The organism is Pseudomonas sp. BB438, assembly GCF_057180225.1.
In genome coordinates, this window is the sequence record NZ_CM170001.1 from 3,098,956 (window position 1) to 3,119,199 (window position 20,244).

The 20,244-nt window shown below is 67.0% G+C and carries 17 protein-coding genes; 2 read left to right on the forward strand and 15 right to left on the reverse strand.

Annotated elements, in window-relative coordinates:
- Positions 1 to 34 precede the first annotated feature (34 nt).
- Positions 35 to 679, forward strand: a complete 645-nt coding sequence (locus AC1ZV1_RS14365; RefSeq protein WP_484297336.1) for an alpha/beta hydrolase — start codon at positions 35 to 37, stop codon at positions 677 to 679.
- On the opposite strand, the gene AC1ZV1_RS14370 is transcribed toward AC1ZV1_RS14365, so the two are convergent.
- The 11 genes from AC1ZV1_RS14370 to AC1ZV1_RS14420 all read right to left on the reverse strand — a co-directional run bounded on the left by AC1ZV1_RS14370 (position 672) and on the right by AC1ZV1_RS14420 (position 13,086).
- Positions 672 to 965 (reverse strand): gamma-butyrobetaine hydroxylase-like domain-containing protein, encoded by a 294-nt coding sequence (locus tag AC1ZV1_RS14370; RefSeq protein WP_484297337.1) that lies wholly within the window; start codon positions 963 to 965, stop codon positions 672 to 674. The genes AC1ZV1_RS14365 and AC1ZV1_RS14370 overlap by 8 nt on opposite strands.
- Positions 962 to 1,945 carry a HEAT repeat domain-containing protein gene (locus AC1ZV1_RS14375; RefSeq protein WP_484297338.1) on the reverse strand — a complete coding sequence of 328 codons (984 nt, stop codon included), beginning with the start codon at positions 1,943 to 1,945 and terminating at the stop codon, positions 962 to 964. The genes AC1ZV1_RS14370 and AC1ZV1_RS14375 overlap by 4 nt, the downstream gene beginning before the upstream one ends.
- On the reverse strand, positions 1,942 to 2,790 hold the full coding sequence (locus AC1ZV1_RS14380; RefSeq protein WP_484297339.1) for an ABC transporter ATP-binding protein: 849 nt from the start codon (positions 2,788 to 2,790) through the stop codon (positions 1,942 to 1,944). Before AC1ZV1_RS14380 ends, AC1ZV1_RS14375 begins: the two co-directional genes overlap by 4 nt.
- Complete coding sequence (locus tag AC1ZV1_RS14385) at positions 2,787 to 3,575, reverse strand: ABC transporter permease (RefSeq protein ID WP_484297340.1); 789 nt, start codon at positions 3,573 to 3,575, stop codon at positions 2,787 to 2,789. Before AC1ZV1_RS14385 ends, AC1ZV1_RS14380 begins: the two co-directional genes overlap by 4 nt.
- 47 nt (positions 3,576 to 3,622) lie before the next feature.
- Positions 3,623 to 5,029, reverse strand: coding sequence for an ABC transporter substrate-binding protein (locus tag AC1ZV1_RS14390; protein ID WP_484297341.1), 1,407 nt, complete (start codon positions 5,027 to 5,029; stop codon positions 3,623 to 3,625).
- A 142-nt stretch (positions 5,030 to 5,171) separates the two neighbouring features.
- Positions 5,172 to 5,417, reverse strand: a complete 246-nt coding sequence (locus AC1ZV1_RS14395; protein ID WP_081517023.1) for a 4Fe-4S dicluster domain-containing protein — start codon at positions 5,415 to 5,417, stop codon at positions 5,172 to 5,174.
- A 293-nt stretch (positions 5,418 to 5,710) separates the two neighbouring features.
- Positions 5,711 to 7,462: a fumarate reductase/succinate dehydrogenase flavoprotein subunit gene (locus AC1ZV1_RS14400; RefSeq protein WP_484297342.1), complete on the reverse strand. Its 1,752-nt coding sequence runs from the start codon at positions 7,460 to 7,462 to the stop codon at positions 5,711 to 5,713.
- Positions 7,459 to 8,208 carry a GntR family transcriptional regulator gene (locus tag AC1ZV1_RS14405; protein ID WP_484297343.1) on the reverse strand — a complete coding sequence of 250 codons (750 nt, stop codon included), beginning with the start codon at positions 8,206 to 8,208 and terminating at the stop codon, positions 7,459 to 7,461. The genes AC1ZV1_RS14400 and AC1ZV1_RS14405 overlap by 4 nt, the downstream gene beginning before the upstream one ends.
- A gap of 455 nt (positions 8,209 to 8,663) precedes the next feature.
- Positions 8,664 to 9,551 carry a TauD/TfdA dioxygenase family protein gene (locus AC1ZV1_RS14410; RefSeq protein WP_484297344.1) on the reverse strand — a complete coding sequence of 296 codons (888 nt, stop codon included), beginning with the start codon at positions 9,549 to 9,551 and terminating at the stop codon, positions 8,664 to 8,666.
- A gap of 202 nt (positions 9,552 to 9,753) precedes the next feature.
- Positions 9,754 to 10,659, reverse strand: coding sequence for a TauD/TfdA dioxygenase family protein (locus AC1ZV1_RS14415; RefSeq protein ID WP_484297345.1), 906 nt, complete (start codon positions 10,657 to 10,659; stop codon positions 9,754 to 9,756).
- Between the two features lie 57 nt (positions 10,660 to 10,716).
- Complete coding sequence (locus AC1ZV1_RS14420) at positions 10,717 to 13,086, reverse strand: TonB-dependent receptor (protein ID WP_484297346.1); 2,370 nt, start codon at positions 13,084 to 13,086, stop codon at positions 10,717 to 10,719.
- A 308-nt stretch (positions 13,087 to 13,394) separates the two neighbouring features.
- Between AC1ZV1_RS14420 and AC1ZV1_RS14425 the strand changes: the two genes are divergently transcribed.
- Positions 13,395 to 14,315, forward strand: coding sequence for a LysR family transcriptional regulator (locus tag AC1ZV1_RS14425; RefSeq protein WP_413350833.1), 921 nt, complete (start codon positions 13,395 to 13,397; stop codon positions 14,313 to 14,315).
- Positions 14,316 to 14,457: 142 nt separating this feature from the next.
- Here the strand turns inward: AC1ZV1_RS14425 and AC1ZV1_RS14430 are convergent, their stop codons facing one another.
- Genes AC1ZV1_RS14430 through AC1ZV1_RS14445 form a run of 4 tightly spaced genes read right to left on the reverse strand, consistent with a single transcriptional unit; the run spans position 14,458 to position 20,236 of the window.
- The gene (locus AC1ZV1_RS14430; protein WP_484297347.1) at positions 14,458 to 16,557 is read right to left on the reverse strand and encodes a site-2 protease family protein; all 2,100 of its coding nucleotides are present in this window, start codon (positions 16,555 to 16,557) and stop codon (positions 14,458 to 14,460) included.
- Positions 16,558 to 16,562: 5 nt separating this feature from the next.
- On the reverse strand, positions 16,563 to 17,903 hold the full coding sequence (locus AC1ZV1_RS14435) for an efflux RND transporter periplasmic adaptor subunit (protein ID WP_484297348.1): 1,341 nt from the start codon (positions 17,901 to 17,903) through the stop codon (positions 16,563 to 16,565).
- Positions 17,896 to 18,672 carry an efflux RND transporter periplasmic adaptor subunit gene (locus tag AC1ZV1_RS14440; RefSeq protein ID WP_484297349.1) on the reverse strand — a complete coding sequence of 259 codons (777 nt, stop codon included), beginning with the start codon at positions 18,670 to 18,672 and terminating at the stop codon, positions 17,896 to 17,898. The genes AC1ZV1_RS14435 and AC1ZV1_RS14440 overlap by 8 nt, the downstream gene beginning before the upstream one ends.
- Positions 18,659 to 20,236 (reverse strand): TolC family protein, encoded by a 1,578-nt coding sequence (locus AC1ZV1_RS14445; protein ID WP_484297350.1) that lies wholly within the window; start codon positions 20,234 to 20,236, stop codon positions 18,659 to 18,661. The genes AC1ZV1_RS14440 and AC1ZV1_RS14445 overlap by 14 nt, the downstream gene beginning before the upstream one ends.
- Positions 20,237 to 20,244: the final 8 nt, after the last annotated feature.

Here is a 20,244-nt window from a genome sequence, read left to right on the forward strand (position 1 = left end):
ATCGGCGCTCCGTCCCGTTCCGCGAGAAGAGCCGATGTCCGAAGAAGAGCGCCGCACGCACCTGATCGATGGCCCCGTCGGCAAGTTGCAGTTGCTGATCGACCAGCCGGGCGTGCCGGCGAAAGGCATCGTGCTGATCAGCCACCCGCAGCCGCTGCTCGGCGGCAGCCCGAAGCACCGCGTGCCACTCACCCTGTCGCGTGCCCTCTGTCGCGCCGGTTGGCTGACCGTGCGGCCGAGCTTTCGTGGTGTGGAGGGCAGCGAAGGCCAGTACGCCGACGGTGTCGGCGAAGCGCAGGACATGCTGGCCGTGATCGCACACGTGCGTCGCGAGTATCCGGGCCTGCCGTTGGCGCTGGTGGGCTTTTCCTTCGGTGCCTATGTGTTTGCCCGCGTGACCAGCGAACTGTCACCGCCCGCCGATGCCCTCGCCCTGATGGGCTTGCCGGTGGGCGCTGTCCCCGGTGGCCGCGACTATGAAGCGCAGGAGTTGCCTGCCGATTGCCTGCTGCTGCACGGCGAGGCGGACGAGATGGCGCCGCTGACCAACCTGCTCGACTGGGCTCGTCCGGCGCAGCGCGAAGTGGTCCTGTACGCCGGAGCCGACCACTTCTTCAAGGGATGCCTGGAGCGCGCCGTCGAGCGCGTGCTGGAGCACCTGGCCCGCGCGATCAGCTGAGTACCTGGCGCCCCAGCTCACGCAGGTATGCCCAGGGATAGATGCCGCGGTCGTGGCCATCGTCGAATACCAGTTGCACGCCGTACCCCTGCAGGTTGAGTTGTTGCAGGACGACGCCGGCGGAAACCAGGTCGATGCGCCCCTGCAGCCGCGCCGCCCGGCACTGGGAGCAGGGGCAGGCGCCGCGCAGGCGGGTGAAGGCGATGCACTGTTCGACACCATCGTCCCAGCGGATGCGCAGCTCGCGGTCGGTGCTGGAGCGGTGCAGCGCGACTGGCGTGTTCATGTCGTCTGGCCCAACTGGGTCAGGGCGATGCGCACGGCCTTGCGGACTTCCGGGTCGCCGTCGTGTTCGGCGTTGCGCAGTGCGTCGATGGCGTCGCCGCTGCCCAGTTCGCCCAGGGCCAGCGCGGCCTCCTTGCGCAGGTTGCTGATGCCATGGCCGAGAACGCCCTTCAGGCCGTCCAGCGCTGGCAGGTAGCGCAGCCTGCCGAGCGAGCGCGCGGCGCGCAGGCGGACCTGCCAGAAGTCGTCTTCCAGGGCGGCGACCAGGGCATCGCCGGCGTCCGGCAGGGCCAGCTTGCCGAGAGTGCCGGCAGCTTCCTCACGTACCTGCCAGGCCGGGTCGGCCAGTGCCGCCTGCAAGGCCGGCAGCACGCTGGCGTCGATGGCCAGGCCGAGGGCGCCGGCCGCGGCGCGGCGGACTTCGGCGTCGGGATCGTCGCGGGTCAGGCGCGCCAGGTATGGCAGGGCGTCGGTGCGCTTGAGCCAGCCCAGGATGCCCACGGCTTCGCGACGCACGCCGGCATCCGGGTCCTCCAGTGCAGTCAGTGCCGGGGCGGCTGCCGCTTCCAGGCGCAGTTCGCGCAGGGCACGCAGGGCGCTGCGGCGGACAAAGATGTCGGCATGGCTTGCCCAGGGCAGCAGGCGCACGCCGGCCTCGGCGGTTTTCAGCTCGCTCAGGCTCTGGGCGGCGGCTTCGCGAACGTCGTCGTCGCGGTCGGCCAGGGCCTGGCAGAGGGCGTCCACCACGTCCGGTTCTTCCCAGGCTTCCAGCAGGCGCGCGGCCTCGGCGCGAACGCTGGCGGCGGCGTCATGGTTCAGTGCGTGGGCGAGCCAGGGCAGGGCGTCGGGTTCTTCCAGGTCGGCGAGCTCGATCAGGGCAATGCGCCGCACGCCAGCGTCGGCGTCCTGCAGGCGCGGTTGCAGGTCGAGAATGTCGGGGTTATCGGTGCTGATGTCGGGTGAGGGATTGAAGGCAGTCATATGGCGAATCGCGGTATCCGTTGGGGAGTGGGCAGGCCCAGTGGCGTCAGGCGTGGCAACTGGCGGCCGTCTTCGTGGCGCAGCAGTTCCAGGCAGTGACGCTTGAGCCGGGAGAATTCCGGGCTGGTCAGCAGGTCGGCGTGGCGCGGGCGCGGGAAGTCGAGACGGATGTCTTCGAGGATGCGTCCGGGGCGCGGGCTCATCACCAGGATGCGGTCGGCGAGGAACAGCGCCTCGTCGATGTCGTGGGTGATGAACAGCACGCTGGTGTGCAGGCGCGTCCAGATTTCCAGCAGCAGCTCCTGCATCATCATCCGCGTCTGCGCGTCGAGGGCGCCAAAGGGTTCGTCCATCAGCAGCAGGCGCGGCTGGTTGATCAGCACGCGGGCGATTTCCACGCGCTGCTGCATGCCACCGGAGAGCTGCGACGGCCAGCGCCCGGCGAAGCCGTTCAGGCCCACCAGCTGGAGCATCTCGTCCGCTTGCCGGTGGCGCTCGGCGCGGGGCACGCCGCGCATCTTCAGGCCGAAGGCGACGTTGTCACGAACGCGCCGCCAGGGCAGCAGGGTGTGGTGCTGGAACACCATGCCGCGTTCGGGCGACGGGCCGGCGACGGCGAGGCCATCCACGTCGAGCTGGCCTGCGCTGGGCGTCAGGTGTCCGGCCAGCGCACCGAGCAGGGTGGACTTGCCGCAGCCGGAGGGGCCGAGCACGCAGACGAATTCGCCGGGCTCGATGGAGAAACTCAGGGATTGCACGGCTTCGAAGGCGTCGCGGCCGCTGCCCAGGTGGATCGACAGGCCGTCGACGCGCACGCGTCCCGGTGCACTGGCGGGCAAGGTCATGGCTTGCCTCCGGCCTGACGCTGCCAGGGCGTGACCAGGGCGCCGAGCTGGCGCACCAGCAGGCTGCTGGCCATGCCGAGCACGCCGATCAGCAGCATGCCGACGACGATGTCGGGGTAGTTCTGCAAGGTGTAGGACTCCCAGGTGTAGTAGCCGATGCCCCATTGCCCGGAGATCATCTCGGCGGTCACCAGGCAGAACCACGAGGTGCCCATGCCGATGGCCAGGCCGGTGACGATGCTCGGCGCGGCGCTCGGCAGCACCACCTCGCGCAGCAGTGCCAGGCGGCCGGCACCGAGGCTGCGGGCGGAGGCGAGCAGGCGAGGGTCGACCGCTTCAACGCCGTGGATGGTGTTGAGCAGGATGGGAAACAGCGCGCCGGTGAAGGTGATGAAGATCATCGACAGCTCGGAGCTGGGGAACATCAGGATCGCCAGCGGAATCCACGCCACCGCCGGGATCGGCCGCAGCACTTCCAGCGGCGGCAGCAGGCTGTCGCGCGCCCAGCGGCCCCGGCCGATGACCAACCCGAGGAGGATGCCGGCGAAGGCCGCCAGCAGGTAGCCGGCGAGCACGCGCAGCAGGCTGCTGCCCAGGTGACGGCCGAGCTTGCTCGATTGGGCGAGGCTCCAGGCGGCGTCGAGCACGTCGCGCGGGCCGGGCACGTTGGCGAAGGTGACCACGCCGAGGTTGACGTGGCGCGCGCTGAGCACCTGCCAGAGCACGAGGCAGGCCAGCAGCGAGGCCAGGCGCAGGCTCCAGCGGGTAAGGGTGAGGGTGTTCATCGACTTGTCTCCGCCAGCCCCGGCGCTCGCCGGGACTGGCTTTCGGTTCAGCGGCTGGCCACGGCCTGCTGGCTGGCGGCGGCAAAGTCGGCGACCTCACCGCCGTGCTGGCGGGCGAAGGCATCGGCCTGTTCACGCAGCAGGAAGGCATCCAGCGCGCCGTCCTTGCCCCGTACGAACCAGGCCTGCCCGGCGAGCAGCTTGATGCCGCTGTCGCTGGCCTGGGCATACACCGCGCGGATGTCCTTGCCTTGCTTCTTCAGTTCGGCGAGTTGTCCCAGCGCCTCCTGGGCGGTCGCATAGCTGCGCACCTTCGGCTCGCCGCGGACCCAGATCTGCGCGACCTTGCGGGTATCGCTGATCGGTTGGTGGGTCAGCGCGTCATTGCCCAGCAGCGGTTGCTGCGCGTAGTTCTTCAGTGCCTGATCGTAGTCAGCGCCGGAAGCCTGGAAGGCGGCGCGGATATAGCGGTCGTCGACGAACTGTTCGACGTTCAGCCCGCGGTCGGCCTTCTTCAGCAGCTTCAGGGTATCGATGGCGGTGGCCACGGCCTGACGGTATTCCGGCTTCCAGGTCAGGTCGCGGGTCTGCAGGCCGAGCGGGCCGTGGAACAGGTAGTTCACCTCGGCGGGAATACCGGCGACTTTCTCGATCAGCTCGCTGTACTTCTCCGGGTCCTGCGCCAGCAGCTGGTTGGCCTCGTAGGTGGCGCGCAGGTAGGCCTCGACGATTTCCGGGTACTGCTGCGCGTAGTCGGCTTCCACCAGCGTGCCGTGGAAGGTCGGTGCCTTGGCCTGGGAACCGTCGTAGATCTTGCGGGCGATGCCACGGCTTTCGAACAGTTCGGCGAAGGGCACGAAATCGGCGTGGGCGGCGATCTTGTTGGCCTGCAGGGCGGAGCCGGCGACTTCCGGTGGCTGCGCGATGATGGTGACGTCCTTCTCCGGGTCCCAGCCCTGGGCGGCGATGGCGCGCAGCAGCAGGCCGTGGGCGGTGGAGGCGAAGGGCACGGAGATGGTCTGGCCCTTGAGTTCGGCCAGTGACTGCACCTTGGACGAGGCGGGCACGACGATGCCGTTGCCGCTGCCGTCGATGCTGCCCGAGAGCACGCTGATGAACAGGCTGCGCTTGCCGGCGGCCTCGTGGGCGACGCCGTTGAGCGAGCCGGGGAAGTCGGCCATGGCGCCGAAGTCGAGCTTGCCGGCGAGCATCTCGTTGGTCAGCGGCGCGCCGCTGGTGAAGTTCTTCCACTGCACGTCGTACTGCGCGTCCTTGTACGCGCCGTCGTGGGGCAGGTACTTGTCGAGCAGGCCGAGTTCGCGGATCAGCAGGCCGCCGGCGGCGCAGTTGATGGTGGTGTCCTGGGTGCCGATGGCGACGCGGATGGTTTCGCCGTGGGCAGCGATGCTGGCAATGGCCAGCGCGAGGCCGGCCAGGGTGGTGCGCAAGGTCATGGGTGTTCCCCTCGAATCATGAGTGTTGGAATCGTCTCCGCCGCAGGCCTTGCGGTGGGAAACGAGGGGCGGTGCATCAGGCGTCCGGCAGTGGGGCCGGATGGCGTTTCTTATATGGCTTTCGTAGGAGCGGCGGTGCGATTCAGCGCAGCAGGTACGGAATCTCGACCTTTACCGCGCCGGTCGGGCAGTCCTTCTCGCAGGGCATGCAGTACCAGCATTCGTCGAAGGCCATGTAGGCCTTCTGGGTGGCGGGGTTGATTGCCAGCAGGTCCATTGGACAGACCTCGACGCAGACGGTGCAGCCCTTGTCGGCGATGCACTTGTCCTCGTCCACCGTCACCGGGGCGCTGGAGCGGAAGAAGATTTCCTGGGGCTGGTAGGCCATGGCACGCGGTCCTCATCGTGTTGCTTGCCGGCCGTCGTGGCGGCGGGCTGGTTGTTCAGGTCGTGGGTTCGGCGCGGTGGCTCGTTACCCTCTCCCCAGCCCTCTCCCTGAAGGGAGAGGGGGCTTGATCGTGCCGGCGGATAGCGATGATCTCGCCGGATGGATCTTTTGGTGTTGCGGGCATTACTGTGCTCACCAGCTGGCTCCGTGGTTACCGCTCGCACCGGACAGCTCCCTCTATCGCTTGCGGGAGAGGGCGGGGGGAGAGGGGCTCTTCGGCCAGCCGGAAGTCATCAAGCCGCCTCGCTCTTCACCCGCAGCTTCTCGTAAGCCTGCTGCTCATCCTCATCCAGCGCGATCACGTAGGGCTCGATGGGTTTCTTGAAGCTGGTCATGGCGCCGTCCTCGTCCTTTTTCAGGTGGGCATGGCAGAACCACTCGGCGTCGTTGCGCAGCGGGTAGTCGACACGGTGGTGGTACAGGCCCCAGCGGCTCTCGGTGCGGAACAGCGAGGCGCGGGCGGCCATCTCGGCGCAGTCGCGGATCACGCTGACTTCCATGGCACGCATCAGCTCGTGGGGGTTGCTGGCCTTGAGCTGGTCGAGGTCGTGGGCGATCTCGGCAAAGCGCTGCAGGCCGATCTCCATCTTCTTCGTCACCTTGGGCGGCTGCAGGTAGTCGTTGACCATCCGCCGCAGCTTGTACTCGACCTGCGCCGGGGGCAGGCCGTGCTCGCGCTTGAGCGGGGCGAAAACGCGTTCACGCTCGCGCTCGACCTGGGCCGAATCGATGTCGCTGAACGCGCGCCCGGCTACGTACTGCGCGGCGTTGGCACCGGCGAACCAGCCATAGGTGAAGGCGCCGAGCATGTAGTTGTGCGGCACGGCGGCCATGTCGCCGGCCGAGTACAGGCCCTTCACGCTGGTCTCCGCCTTCTCGTTGACCCACACGCCCGAGGCCGAGTGGCCGGAGCAGAAGCCGATTTCGGAGATGTGCATCTCCACCATCTGCTGGCGATAGTCGGTGCCGCGCCCGGCATGGAATTGGCCACGGCTGGGGCGTTCGTTGCTGTGGAGGATGTCCTCGATGGTCTGGATGGTTTCCTCGGCCAGGTGGTCGAGCTTGAGGAACACCGGGCCGTTGCCGCCTTCGAGTTCCTGGTGGAACTCCCACATCATCTGGCCGCTCCAGTAGTCGCACTCGATGAAGCGCTCGCCCTTGCTGTTGGCGGTGTAGCCGCCCAGCGGGCCGGTGACGTAGGCGCAGGCCGGGCCGTTGTAGTCCTTGATCAGCGGGTTGATCTGGAAGCACTCCAGGTTCGCAAGCTCCGCCCCGGCGTGGTAGGCCATGGCGTAGCCGTCACCGGCGTTGGTGGGGTTCTCGTAGGTGCCCATCAGGTAGCCGGAGGAGGGTAGGCCCAGGCGACCGGCCGCGCCGCAAGCGAGCACCACGGCCTTGGCGCGGATCACCTGGAACTGTGCGGTGCGGCAGTCGAAGCCGAGCAGGCCGTTGACCGCGCCCTCCGCGTCGGTGAGCAGGCGGGTGACCACCAGGCGGTTGGTGATCTCGATGCGTGCGCGCTTGAGCTGGCGGTACAGCACCTTCTTGATGTCGTGGCCCTCGGGCATCGGCAGCACGTAGGCGCCCATGTGGTGGACCTTCTTCACCGCGTAGTCGCCGACCTCGTCCTTCTCGAACTTCACGCCCCAGCGGTCCAGCTGCTGCAGGGTCTCGAAGCTGTGGGTGGCGTAGGCGTAGACCGCCGCCTGGTTGACGATGCCGTCGTTGGCGACGGTGATTTCCTTGGTGTACTGCTCGGGCGTGGCGTGACCGGGGATGATCGCGTTGTTCAAGCCATCCATGCCCATGCTGATAGCGCCGCTGCGCTTGACGTTGGCCTTGTCCACCAGCAGCACGCGCAGTTCGCGGTTGGCTTCCTTGGCCTTGATCGCGGCCATCGGGCCGGCGGTGCCGCCGCCGATCACCACGATGTCGTAGGCGAGTTCCTTGTCCTCGGGAATCTGGGAGAGGTCGAACTGACTCATTGATGCTGTCCCTTGTGGCGGTCGATGCGCAGGCGGTACTGGAAGGCGTCGCCGCGGTAGTAGAGGTGTTCGTAGTCCAGCGGGGCGCCATCGGCGGTATGGGTGAGGCGCTCGATGCGCATCACCGGCGAGCCTTCTTCCACCTCCAGCGCGCGGGCCAGTTCGGCGTCGGCGAGGATGGCGTCGATGGCGAGATCGGCGTGGCCCAGGGGCAGGGCGCAGTCGTTCTCGAGGATCAGGAAGATGTCGCGGCTGACCAGGTCGGCCTTCTCCAGGCGCTTGCCAACGTGCTCGGGCAGCCAGGTGATCTCCAGCGACACCAGCTCGCGGTTGACCAGGCGGGCGCGCTTGATCTGCACCACGTTGTCGCCCTCGGCGACCTGCAGGCGGGCAGCGACCTGAGCATTGGCCGGCACGGTCTTGAAGCTGCGCAGCCGGTTGATCACTTCGTAGCCGCGCTGGGTCATGGATTCGCCCAGGCCTTGCAGGGTGCTGACGTTCTGGAACGCCTTGGGCTTGGCGACGAAGGTGCCCTTGCCGTGGATCTTGAAGATCAGCCCTTCCTTCTGCAGGTCGCCCAGCGCCTGGCGCACGGTGATCCGGCTGACCTCGAAGGCCTTGCCCAGCTCGGCCTCGGAAGGCATGCGGCTGAGCGACGGATAGGTGCCGTCGAGGATGCGCGTGCGCAGCACTTCCTTGAGCTGGCTGTAGAGGGGAACGGGAGAGAGGGGGAGTAGTTCGGCCATAGTTCATAACTTGTTATGACGAGTTGGCGAAACTATAAAAGGAATAGCTGATTCAGGACAAGCAACGATTTCGCATAAGCATAGAGATCGTTTTATCCAGCGCTTTTCGGGCGATTGCGGCTACAGGATCAAAAGCCCCTCACCCTAACCCTCTCCCGCATGCGGGAGAGGGGACCGTTCGGTGCAGGGGGACACCATGGCATCAGCCTGCACGGGCTGCTCCCTCTCCCTCCGGGAGAGGGTTGGGGTGAGGGGAAATCCCTGGCGAAGAAATTTCCATTCCGCAGGGCGCATAACGCGTCAGCGCCATCCGCCGCAGATGTGACGGCAGATAACCCGTTCCAGGTTATGCGCCCTACGCGGCTCTTCGTAGGAGCGAGCTTGCTCGCGAAACGGGGCCGGCACCCTGAGCGGCCGGGAAACCATCGCGGGCGGAGTCCGCTCCTGCGTGAGCATCAGAACGGCCGGCTGCCGGACAGGCTGATGCGCTTCAGACGGCGTTTCTCGCTGGCCGGGAAGGCGTTGCGGCCATGCAGCACGGCCTGGTTGTCCCACCAGACGATGTCGCCGACCGACCACGCGTGGCTGTAGATCAGCTCGGGTTTCTGCAGGTGTTCACGCAGTTTCTCCACCAGCGCGGCGCCCTGTTGCGGCTCGGCGCCGGGAATCTCCACTTCGGTATGTATGGAGAGGAACAGCACGCGCTTGCCGTTCTCCGGATGGGTGCGCACCAGCGGGTGTTCGGTGCCCTGGATGGGCTCGATGTCCGGCGTGCGGTAGCGCACGAAGGTGCCGTTGTAGCCGCCGTTCTTCAGGCGGATGAACGGGTTGTAATTGATCAGGCGCAGCGGATCGATTTCGTTGCGGGTTGCCTCATCCAGCGTCTCGTAGGCGCGGGCGAGGTTGGTGAACAGGGTTTCACCGCCGGACTTTGGCACCTCCAGCGCGTAGAGGAAGGAGCCGGACGAGGGCACCGGCGTCCACTGGTGGTCGACGTGGGCCGGCAGGGCGAAGTTGCCCAGCTCGCCGTCCTCGGTGTTGGCCACCTTGACGATGTCCGGGGCCTTGCCGTCGGCGCTGGAGGACAGCACCGGCACATCGGCCGGCGGCTGGAACACCGCGCCGAACAGGGTGGCGAAGCGCAGGTACTGCTGATCGTCGAGCTGCTGGTCCTTGAAGATCAGGATGTGGTGCTCGCGGTGGGCCTGCTTGATCGCCAGGATCTGTTCCGGCGTCAGCGGCTCGCGGGCGTCGAGGCCGCGGACTTCGGCGCCCAGCGGGGCGTCGAGGGGAACGATGGCGAAGGGTTCGGCGGTGGGCTGTTTGAGGGCGGATTGGGTCATCTTGCAGTGCTCCGTTCAGGCATGGGCGGCCCTCTCCCTAACCCTCTCCCTGAAGGGAGAGGGGACTGGATCGGTGCCAGGCGAAACCAAGTGGCAGTTCTGAACCCGAGGTAGCAGGACTGCACGGGAAGTACGCTTCAATCGGATACTCCCTCTCCCTTCAGGGAGAGGGCTGGGTAGAGGGTTCGGCGGCAGAGGACCTTCAAACCTTCTTGATCGTCCGGCTGCGCTGCCCGTCGATACCCACCGGCACATCGCCTTCGAGGGTGACGCGGCGCACGATGCGCGGCTGGGTGCCGTAGTCGTCCACGGCATAGTGCTGGGTCGCACGGTTGTCCCAGATGGCCACGTCGCCCGGCTGCCAGCGCCAGCGCACGGTGTTCTCCAGCCGGGTGACGTGGCCCTGCAGCACCGCGAACAGGTGCGCCGAGTCATGCTGCGAGAGGCCCTTCAGACGCTTGACGAAATGCCCCAGCAACAGCGTTTTCTCGCCGCTGACCGGGTGCACGCGCACCACCGGGTGCTCGGTCTCGTAGACAGTGGAGGTGAAGATCCTGCGGTACTCCTCCAGGCGCGCCGGGTCGACGTTCGGGCGCACGCTGGCGTAGTCGTACTCGTTGCTGTGCACCGCCCACAGCGAATCCGCCAGTGCCTTGAGCTCCGGCGTCAGGTCGTCATAGGCGGTGGCGGTGTTGGCCCACACGGTGTCGCCACCGGCATCGGGCGCTACCACATTGCGCAGGATCGAGGCCTTGGGATAGGCGTCGACGAAGGTCACGTCGGTGTGCCAGGAATTGGCGCGGCGGCCCTGGGCGCCGTCGAGCTCCAGCAGGTAATGGGTGCCTTCCTGCACCGGCACGGTGGGGTGCGCGACCGGCTTGCCAAGCAGGTGGGCGAAGGCCTCCTGGCCCTGGTCGTCCAGTTGCGTCTGGCCGCGGAAGAAGATCACCTTGTGCTTCACCAGCGCCGCCTGGATGGCGTCGACGGTGGTGGCGTCCAGCTCGCCGGACAGCGTCACCCCGCGAATCTCGGCGCCGATACGGCCGGCGACCGGGTGGATTTCGAGGGTCACTGCGTCCTGCTGGATAGCGTGTGCTGCGTTGCTCATCTCATCGTCCTCTTGCTGTGGCAATAGAGCCGCGCGCTCGGGCGCGGCGGATGGGGATCAGAAGTCGTAGCGAACCGAGGCGCCCAGGGTCCGCGGCTGCCCGACCGAGGCGGTGTAGGAGCCGTTGATGCTGGCGAAGGCGGCCAGGTAGTAGTCCTTGTCGAAGGCGTTCTTCAGCCACACCGAGGCGTCCAGCTGGCCGTCACCGAGGTCCTTGCGCAGGCCGACGGAGAAGTTCGCCAGGCCGTAGCCGTCGATCTTCGAGAGGTCGGAGTTGTCCAGCGTGCCCTCGGCCTCGGAGCGGTAGGAGTAGCTGCCGGTCACGTACGGGCGGATGCCGTCGTCGAGGTTCCAGGCGTACTCGCCGTTGAGGTTGGCGATCCACTTCGAGGCGCCGACCACGCGTTGCCCGGTGAGGTCGCAGGTGGCCGGAGCATTGGGTTGAGTGGAGACTTCCGCCGGGCACGGGGCGTCCTTGAACGACAGGTAGGTGACGTCGTTGTAGGAGCCGTTGACGTTCAGCGTCAGGCCGCGAATCGGCAGCGCCGTGGCTTCGAACTCCAGGCCGCGCGAGCGTACGCTGCCAGCGTTGGAGAGCACCGAGACCAGCTGAGTCGAGCCCGGCGGCTGGTACAGGGTGGTCGCCTGGTAGCCGTGGATGCCGGTCCAGAAGATGTTGGTGTTGAGCTGCAGGCGGTTGTCGAACAGGGTCGTCTTGATCCCCAGTTCGGCATCGTTGGCGCGTTCCGGGCCGACCAGCAGCGAATCCGCGCCCGCGGTTGGCGCGCTGGCCACGGCCAGGTTCACGCCACCGGACTTCTCACCGTGGGACAGCGACGCATAGCCGAGCAGCTCATCGGTGAACTGGTAGCTCAGGCTCAGCAGCGCCGAGGGGGCGAAGCTGTAGAGGCTGAGGTCGCCCGAGTCGTAGGCGCCCAGCTGGTTGTTGCGCACCACCGCACCGACGCCGCTGACCGGCGCGCCGCCGACCGGGGAGAAACGCTGCACATTGGCGTCCTTCTCCTCGTAGGTGCCGCGGATGCCGGCGGTGAAGTCCAGCTTGTCGGTGAGGTGCCAGGTGCCCTGGGCGAACAGCGCGAAGCTGTCGGTCTCGATCTTGCCGTTGGCTTTCGAATAGGTGTTGTTCAGCGCATTCAGGTTGGTGCCGAGCAGGTAGCGGTCGGCCAGCGGGCCGTAGTCGGTGAAGGTCTTGTTGCCCAGGTTCTGGTTGAACGCGTAGGCGCCCAGCACGTAGTCGAAGAAGCCGCCGGTGGGCGAGGCGAGGCGGATTTCCTGGGAGAACTGGCGGTCATGGACTTCCACGCCGGTGTTGTTGATCGCCGAGACGTTGAGCTGCTCGTCGTTGGCCGGGGTGAAGTGCCAGTAGCGGTAGGCGCTGATGGAGGTCAGCTTGTAGCCGCCGTTGAGGTTCCAGTTGGCCTCCACCGAGCTGCCGCCCTGGTGCACGCTGACGTGCTGGCGGCTGTTGATGTTGACCTTGTGCCGGTCCGGATCGCGAATCGGCGAGGCGCCCACCGCAGCGGCGCGCTGCCAGAAGCGGTCGGCGGCGCCGTAGACCACCATGCTGCCGTTGCTGGAGTCCTCCTCGTTGTAGTCGTTGATCCAGCGCAGGTCGAAGTCCTCGTTGGGCTTGAACAGCAGTTGCCCGCGGATGCCCTGGCGCTCGCCGCCGTTGAGGGTGTTGTCGTCGTGGATGTTCTTGATGTAGCCGTCGTCGCGGGTGCGGTAGGCGGACACGCGCCCGGCCAGGGTGTCGGTCAGCGCGCCGGAGACCGTGCCCTTGCCCTGGAAGTAGCCGTCCTGGCCGCCGGAGACTTCCACGCTGCGCTCGGGGGAGAAGGTCGGCGCGCGGGTGCTGATGTTCAGCACGCCGGCCGTGGTGTTCTTGCCGAACAGCGTGCCCTGCGGGCCGCGCAACAGCTCCAGCTGCTCGATGTCCAGCAGGTCGAACACCGCCATGCCCGGGCGCCCGAGGTAGACGTTGTCCAGGTAGACCCCGGCGCTGCCTTCCAGGCCATCGCTGGCCGGGTTGTTGCCGATGCCGCGCACCGCGATGCTCGACTGCCGCGCATGGATGAAGGCGACGTTCACGCTGGGCAGGATCTGCTGCAGGTCCTGCACCTTGTAGACGCGCTGGGTTTCCAGGGTTTCGCCGCCGACCACGGTGATCGGCGTGGGCACTTTCTGCGAGTCCTCCTCGCGGCGGCGGGCGGTCACGGTGACCTTGCCCAGGGTTGCGTCGGCCTTGGCCGGCGCAGCGCTTACCGGCGTGCTGGCGTCACTGCTGTTACCGCCGTCCTCGGCTTCTTCGGCGAATACCGGCAGCGCGCCGCCCAGGGCCAGCAGGACGATGGCGTAGCGCAGCCGGTGACGTTTGAAGGGAAAGGGCGAATGTCTAAAAGTCATGCTGTGTCCTTATCTGCCAGCGCAAATCGCGGGCAAAACGGGGCCGCGCCACGCAGCAGTGGCGAACGACGTTTTCAGTGGGGTTGAAGCGGCTTTTGCTGTCAGCGACAGCGCGACAGGCACATTCGCGAGTAAAGGAGGTGCAAGGCTGGCATCGGGCGACTCCTGGTCTGAGCTATATTCTTAGTTCATAAAAGAATAGATGTTTGTTTTATTCTTCGTTGACGGAATAAGAGCTTGCATTTAAAACCAGCGCATACCCAGCGGCAAATGCCTTTGCCCACTATTTTCAATGCCGGAAATGCATCATGGATTTGCGCCAACTCCGCTATTTCATCGCCCTCAACGAACACCGCAGCTTCGTTCGCGCGGCCGACGCCATGGGCATCACGCAGCCGGCATTCAGCCGCAGTATTCAGGGCCTGGAGCAGGAGTTGGGGTGCCGCCTGGTGGACCGTGGCAGCAAGGACCTGCGTCCGACGCCGGAAGGCCAGGTGGTACTGCAGCACGCGCTGAGCCTGGTGCAGGGCGCCAACAACCTGAGCCATGCGGTAGCCCGGCTGAACAAGCTGGACTCGGGTGAGCTGCGCTTCGGCAGCGGACCGGCGCCGGCACAGAAGCTGGTGTCCGATGCGGTGTCGCGCTTCGTCCAGCGCTACCCGCGCATCCACATCCAGTTCGGCGTCGACAATTGGGAGCGCCTGGCGCGCAGCCTGAGCCGCGAGGAGATCGAGTTCTTCGTCGCCGACATCCGCCATTTCGAAGCCGACCCGAATTTCCAGACCCGCGCGCTGAAGCCGCGCAGCGGGCTGTTCTTCTGCCGTGAGGGGCACCCGTTGCTGGCCAAGGAGAGTCTCTCCACCAACGATATGTTCGCCTACCCGCTGGCGGCCACACTGATCCCGCCCAGTGCGCGGAAGATGCTCGCCAACCTCAGCGGCAAGATCGATATCACGACCAACGTGCAGTGCGAGGACATGGCGTCGCTGGTGCGCATCGTCAGCCAGACCGACGCCATCGGCATCGCCGTGGAGGAAGCGCTGAGCGAACCGATGGCACGCGGGGAGCTGGTGCGGCTGCACTTTCGCAACCTGCCGCAGAACGTCGACATCCTCCAGGCCCGCTGCGGCATCGTCACTCGTAGCGGCGACCGCCTTTCGGCGGCGGCGCGGGCGATGATCGAGCTGCTGGTGGACCTGGATGCGGGGGTGGAGAGCGAGGTGGCGTGAGCTGGGCTTCAACCTGCAGGAGCGGGCCATGCCCGCGAACGCGCGCCAGGCGCGTTCCTGCCGGCAGCTCGGTCGTTCCCGTTAACGTACGAACGGACTCTGTCCGCGATCGACAACGCCCGGCACCGAGGGCGACAAGACGCTAGAACCCACTCTCTCGCAAGGCCACCGCCAGCAACCGGGTAAACCCTTCGCCCAGCCAGCTGCGCCGTGCGCCTTCGATCTGCAGGTGCCCGCGGGTCTCGCGCAGGCCCGGCGGGGCGCCGTCCAGTTTCACCAGCACATGGAACAGCGCTGGGTTGGGCACGAGGGCTTCGCCTTGCGGATTGACGTTCAGCGGGCCGCCGTAGCGCGAGGCGAGCATTGGTTGTTCCAACTGGCTGATGCGCGTGGTGCCGATCAGCACCACCTGGCCCTCGATCGGATGGGGGATGCCTTCGGGGTAGAAGCGCACCTGGCCGCCGTCGGTGAGGCGCTGCACTTCGTCCTGCTTGACGTAGGCGTCCACCAGCCAGTGCTGCGGGTCCACCAGCACGCCAATGGGCTCGCGGGTATTGATCCACTGGCCGGGTTTCCAGTCCGGGTTGACGTCCATCCAGCGCCCGGCGAACGGCGCCTGCAGGTTGAGGCGGGCCATCTCGTTGCGCGCGGCGCGGGCCTGCTGGTACTCCACGCCCAGGCGCTGGCGGGTGACGGCGTCCTCGGAGAGCCCGGAGGGGTCGGCCAGCATGCCGGCCAGGCGGCCCTGGTAACCGCGAATGCTCGCTTCACTGCCGGCGACCTTGGCAGCGATGTCCGGCTCTTCCATCACTGCCAGCGTCTCGCCCTTGCTCACTTCGCCGCCGGGGCGCAGGTCGCGCAGCAGCGCAGGGAAGGGCGCGTAGACGTGCAACTGCTGCGCTGCGCGGGCGACGCCCATGGCGTGCACCTGGGTGCGCCAGGGGATGGCGAGCAGGAGCAGCAGCGCGCCGAGCAGTGTGAGGAACACCAGCTTGCGCCGCGGCTTCACTTCCGCGCGACGCTGCCACCAGACCTTGAGTTCACGCCACACGGGCTGAACGATGAACCAGCTGATTTCCACGGCGAACAGGAAGATCCCCAGCAGTTTGAAGAAGAAGTAGTAGACCGCCACGGCGATGCCGAGGAACAGCAGCAGGCGGTACACCCAGGTGCCGAAGGCGAAGGCCACCAGCAGCCGGCGCTTTCCGGTGGGGAAGTGCTCCGGCCAGGGTTCGTCCAGCCCCAGCAGGTTGCGCCGCAGCGTGGTGCGTGCGAGGGCGCCGGCGCGTTCGTGCAGGTTGGGGAAGTCCAGCAGGTCGGAGAAGATGAAGTAGCCATCGAAGCGCATGAACGGACTGGCGTTGAGCGCCAGCGACAGTGCCCAGCTGGTGGTCGCCAGGTACAGCAGAGCGTTGCGGAACGGACCGGGATCGGCCAGCGCCCAGCCCAGGGTCGACAGTCCGGCCAGGCCCAGCTCGGTGAGGATCCCGGCGCTGGCGATGGCTAGGCGCTGGCGGTTGCTGCGCAGCTTCCAGCTCTCGCCGGTGTCGGTGTAGAGCATCGGCCACATCACCACGAAGGCGATGCCCATGTGCGCCACCTTGAGCCCCAGTCGCGTTGCCACCAGCGCGTGGCCCAGCTCGTGCAACGTCTTCGCCACCACCAGGGCGGCGGCGAAGCTGAGCAGGCCTTCGACGGAGAAGGACTCCACCACGTCGTGGGTGAAGGTGTCCCACTGGTGCGCCACCAGCACGATGCCGGCGAGGCTGAGCAGCAGCACCAGCATCGCCACGTAGCGGTTGAACAGCCAGTCGAGGCTGCCGGCAATGGCACGCAGGAAGCGCTGCGGACGCAACAGCGGGATGCGGAAGAACAGGTAGTGGTGCAGCCACCAGTTCCAGGTCGTCCACTGCTTGCCTTCGCTGCGCGCGGCCAGGCGTGCCAGGGCTTCCGGGCCGGGACGGAGCAGCTGGTGGTGTTCGAGGAACTGGCGGAAGCCCAGCACCTGTTCGGCATCGGGCTTGAGCGCGGTCTGTTCGGCGATCTGCTCGCTGATCTGCCGCGGTGTCTGTTCCCAGCGCAGCAGGCATTCGAACTCCAGCCAGCCAATACGGTAGAAACGGTTGAGCACGCTGTCCTGGATCACCCACACCGGCTCGCCGTCCGCGCCGGGCGCGGCTTCGTCCAGGCGCAGGTCGTCGCGCAGCGGCGGGGTGGGCAGGTCTTCGGCGGCAATATCCATCGTCGCTACCAGCCGGTCCAGGCGCGCAGGGAAGCCAGCGGGCGGCGCAGCAGGTAGTAGCCGAGCACCACGCGCTCACCGTAGAGCTTGGCGGTGCCATGCAGGCCGAGCCGAGCGTGGGGCGGAGCGTCCTGCACGCTAGCCAGCAGGCGATAGGACGCCACGCCTTCGTCGCTGGGCTTGGCCTGGTAGCTGGTGTCGAGGATTTCCCCGTGCAACGGGTCGAGCGGATAGGCGGTCAGGAACAGTGCCACTTTCGCGCCTGGCTCCAGGGCAATGGCGTCGGCTACCGGCAGCTGGATGCGCATGCCCGGCGCCTTCGGGTCGGCGATCTGCAGGATGCGCTCGCCCGCCACCACCGGCTTGCCCAGCCAGTCGTTGGGGTCGCTGTACACGGCCACGCCGGCGCGCGGTGCCAGCACGCGGGTGCGCGCCAGTTGCGCCTGCACGGCGGCCAGTTCGGCGCGGCGCTGGCGGGCGCGGCCGTCGAGCACCGTCAACTCACTCTTGCTCTGCGGGTTGTCGAAGGCGCGCTGGCTGGCCGCCATGAGTTCGGCGTCAGCCACGGCGACTTCCTTGGCCAGCACGTCGGCGCGACTGCGCAGGGTGGTTTCGTCCAGCTCAAAGAGCGGTGTGCCGACCTCGACGGTCTGGTTGGGCCGTACCAGCATCCGGACGATCACCCCGTCGATGGGCGAACTGATCACCTGGGCATTGCGCGAGACCACTTCCGCCGGCGCCAGGGCGGTCTGCCGCACGGGGATCAGCAGTAATGCGGCCAGCGCGATCACGCCGACCAGCACCTGGCGCTTGCTTGGCCGCCAGAAGCGCAGGCGGGGGCGCGGTCCGAACGAGGCCCAGGCGTGCGCCCAGGTCTGCCAGATACCCTGCAGTAGCGGTTGCAGGTTGCGCGCCGGTGCTTCGTCGAGGAGGAACAGCACCAGCCCCAGGCGCTTGCCGGTGCGGTCGTGCAGCGGTACGCACCACAGCCCGGCGGGCCACCATTCGCTCCAGCCTTCGGCGATGTCCACCGGCGGCTCGATGGCGTCGCGGGCCAGCCAGGTGGGCGTGGCGTCGGGCAGTTGCGCGGCGACCCAGCGGCTGGCGCGCTCCAGCCACACCAGGTAGGGCGAGTCTTCGGTAGGCTTGGCCAGTCCGGACACCGCCAGCAGCTCGTTGCGCGACTCGTGGCAGGCGAATACCAGTGCCTGGTGGAAGCGCAGCAGCGGGAACAGGTCATTGGCGATGCTGAACGCCAGGCCGCCCAGTGAGTCGGCCGCCAGCGCCTTGTCGCGCACAGTGGCCAGGCTCAGCAACAGCTGGGGTGGTGGCAGCAACTCACTCATGGCTTTCGGGGAAGCGCGCGACCCCGCTCATGCCGGCAATCAGTTCGGGGTAGCTGGCATCCAGCTTCGCCTCCAGCTCCACGGTCTGCGCCACGGCGTCGACCCGCGCGTTGATCACGCTGACCTTGGCCGGGTAGTGCTTGCCGGTTTCGTGGATGTCGACTTCCAGCGGCATGTCCGGGCGCAGGCTGGGCAGCATGGAGGACGGCACGTTGAGGCGGACTTTGAGGGCGCCGTCGCTGACCAGGTCGAACAAGGGCGTGCCGGCGGTCACCGTCTGGTAGGGCTTGACGTAGACCTTGGCGATGCGACCGGAGAAGGGCGCATCCACCAGGCAGTAGCCGGCCTGGGCGCGGGCCAGGGTGAGAGCGCCATCGGCCTTCTGCACTTCGGTGTTGGCCATGGCGACTTCGAGATCACCCACCGCATCGAGCTTGCGCAGGTTCTGCTTGGCGGCGAGGTTGGAGCGGGCCATGTTCAGTTCGGCGGCGGCGACCTTGGCGCGGGCGTTCACTTCCACGCAGTTGAGCTGGGCGAGTTCGGCGTCCTTGGCGACCTTGTCGCCGAGGCTGGCCTTGAGCGCGCCGAGGGTGCCGTTCATCTGGGCGGAGAGGGTGGTTTCCAGGTTGGACACCAGCAGCACACGGATGGCGCCGGGGTCCTGGTTGTCGGGCAAGGGCGGCAGGTCGCTGCGGGCGTCTTCGGCCAGCGCGGGCTGGAGGAGCATCAGGCACAACGGCAGGAGCAGGTACGACTTACTGCGCGGCATTGGCGGTTCCTTGTTTCCCGGTGGAGGGTTGCCCAATGACAGGTTGCCCGCTGGAGGGGCTGTTGCTGGCGAGCAGGTTGGTGCTGGTCTGCTGCTCCAGAGTGCGCTGGATCTCCCGCGCCAGGGTCTTCACGTCGTGGTTCTCGATTTCCTTGGGCATCACCTCGAAGCCCACCGAGTTGTACAGCCGGCCCCAGGCGGCCTGAGCGTCGGAGTAGGCGGCCTCGCGCTGGTAGCGCGAGAGCAGGTAGCGGCCTTCTGCGCGGATCAGCTCCAGCTCGCTGCCCAGCGCAGCGCCGCGGGCGGACTGGGCATAGCTGAGCAGGCTCTGGTCGACGCGCAGGCTGTCGTCGGCGAACTCCACTTCCTGGCGAGCGAGCTGGTAGCGCAACAGGCCGACCCGGACCTGGGTGAGGATGGCCATGGACAGCGCGGTGCGGCGCATGTCGTCGGTCTTTTCCTGGCTGGCCTCGGCAGCCTTGATATCCGGGTACTGCGCCAGGCGCAGCAGGTTCATCGAGACGTTGATGCCGGTCTGGTTCCAGTCGTTGTTGTAGAGATACTTGTTGGAGTCGTACTCGTAGCCGTAGTTGAAGCTCACGTTGGGCCACAGCTGGGCCTTGGCGATCTTCAGGTCATTCATGTCGACGCGCTTGCGGTACCACTCCTCCATGATTTCCGGACGGCGCTCCAGGGACAGGCGTTCGAGCTGTTCGACGTTGTTGGTCACCAGCGGCAGCGGCTGCTCGCCGATGTCGGCCAGGACCATTTTCGTGTTCGGCGGCAGTGACATCAGTGCGGCCAGTTCGGCGCGGGCGAACTCCAGGTCCTGGCGGCGCACGGTGAGCATGTAGACCGAGTCGAGCAGGGCACGCTGGTAGGCGAGGATGTCCTGGCGCGGCAGCAGGCCCTTGCCCTCGGCCTCGCGGGCGGAGGTCAGGGCGCGGTGGGTGCGCATCAGGAGGCCGTCGACTTCCGGCAGCAGGCGCTGGGCACCGAGGGCGCGCCAGTAGGCATTGCGTACGTCCTGCAGGACGTTCTGTGCGACCTTCTCGCGGCGTTCCTCGGCCATCAGCATCTGGTCGTTCTTCTGCTGGGTGCGGTAATAGGCGACGCCGAAGTCCAGCAGGCTCCAGGACAGTCCGAGGCTGTAGAGCTGGCGATAACGCTCTTCCGAGGTGGACGGACGCAAGCTGACCTGGCGGTCTTCGATGCCGATGGAGGTACCGCCGGAGTCGTTGTTCCTCCCGGCATAGCCGGCGGAGGCCACCACACGCGGCAGCATCTCGTGGCTGGTGACGTCGCGCAGATCGGAGGCCAGCGCGCTTTCCAGCAGCTTGAGGCGGTAGTCGAGGTTGTACTTCAGCGCCCGCGCCGAGGCTTCGTAGAAGGTGATCGGCCCGTTGACCGGCTCCTGTTCCTTGTACATCCGGGCCTGGTCTTCGATCACGCGCTGGCGCATTTCCTCCTCGGTGTAGGGCTTGGGTTCGAACGCCGAACAGGCGCTGAGGAAGATGCTGACGGTGATGGTGGCGCTCAGGCATTTCAGTGCGTAGGCGGGCATGTTCTGTC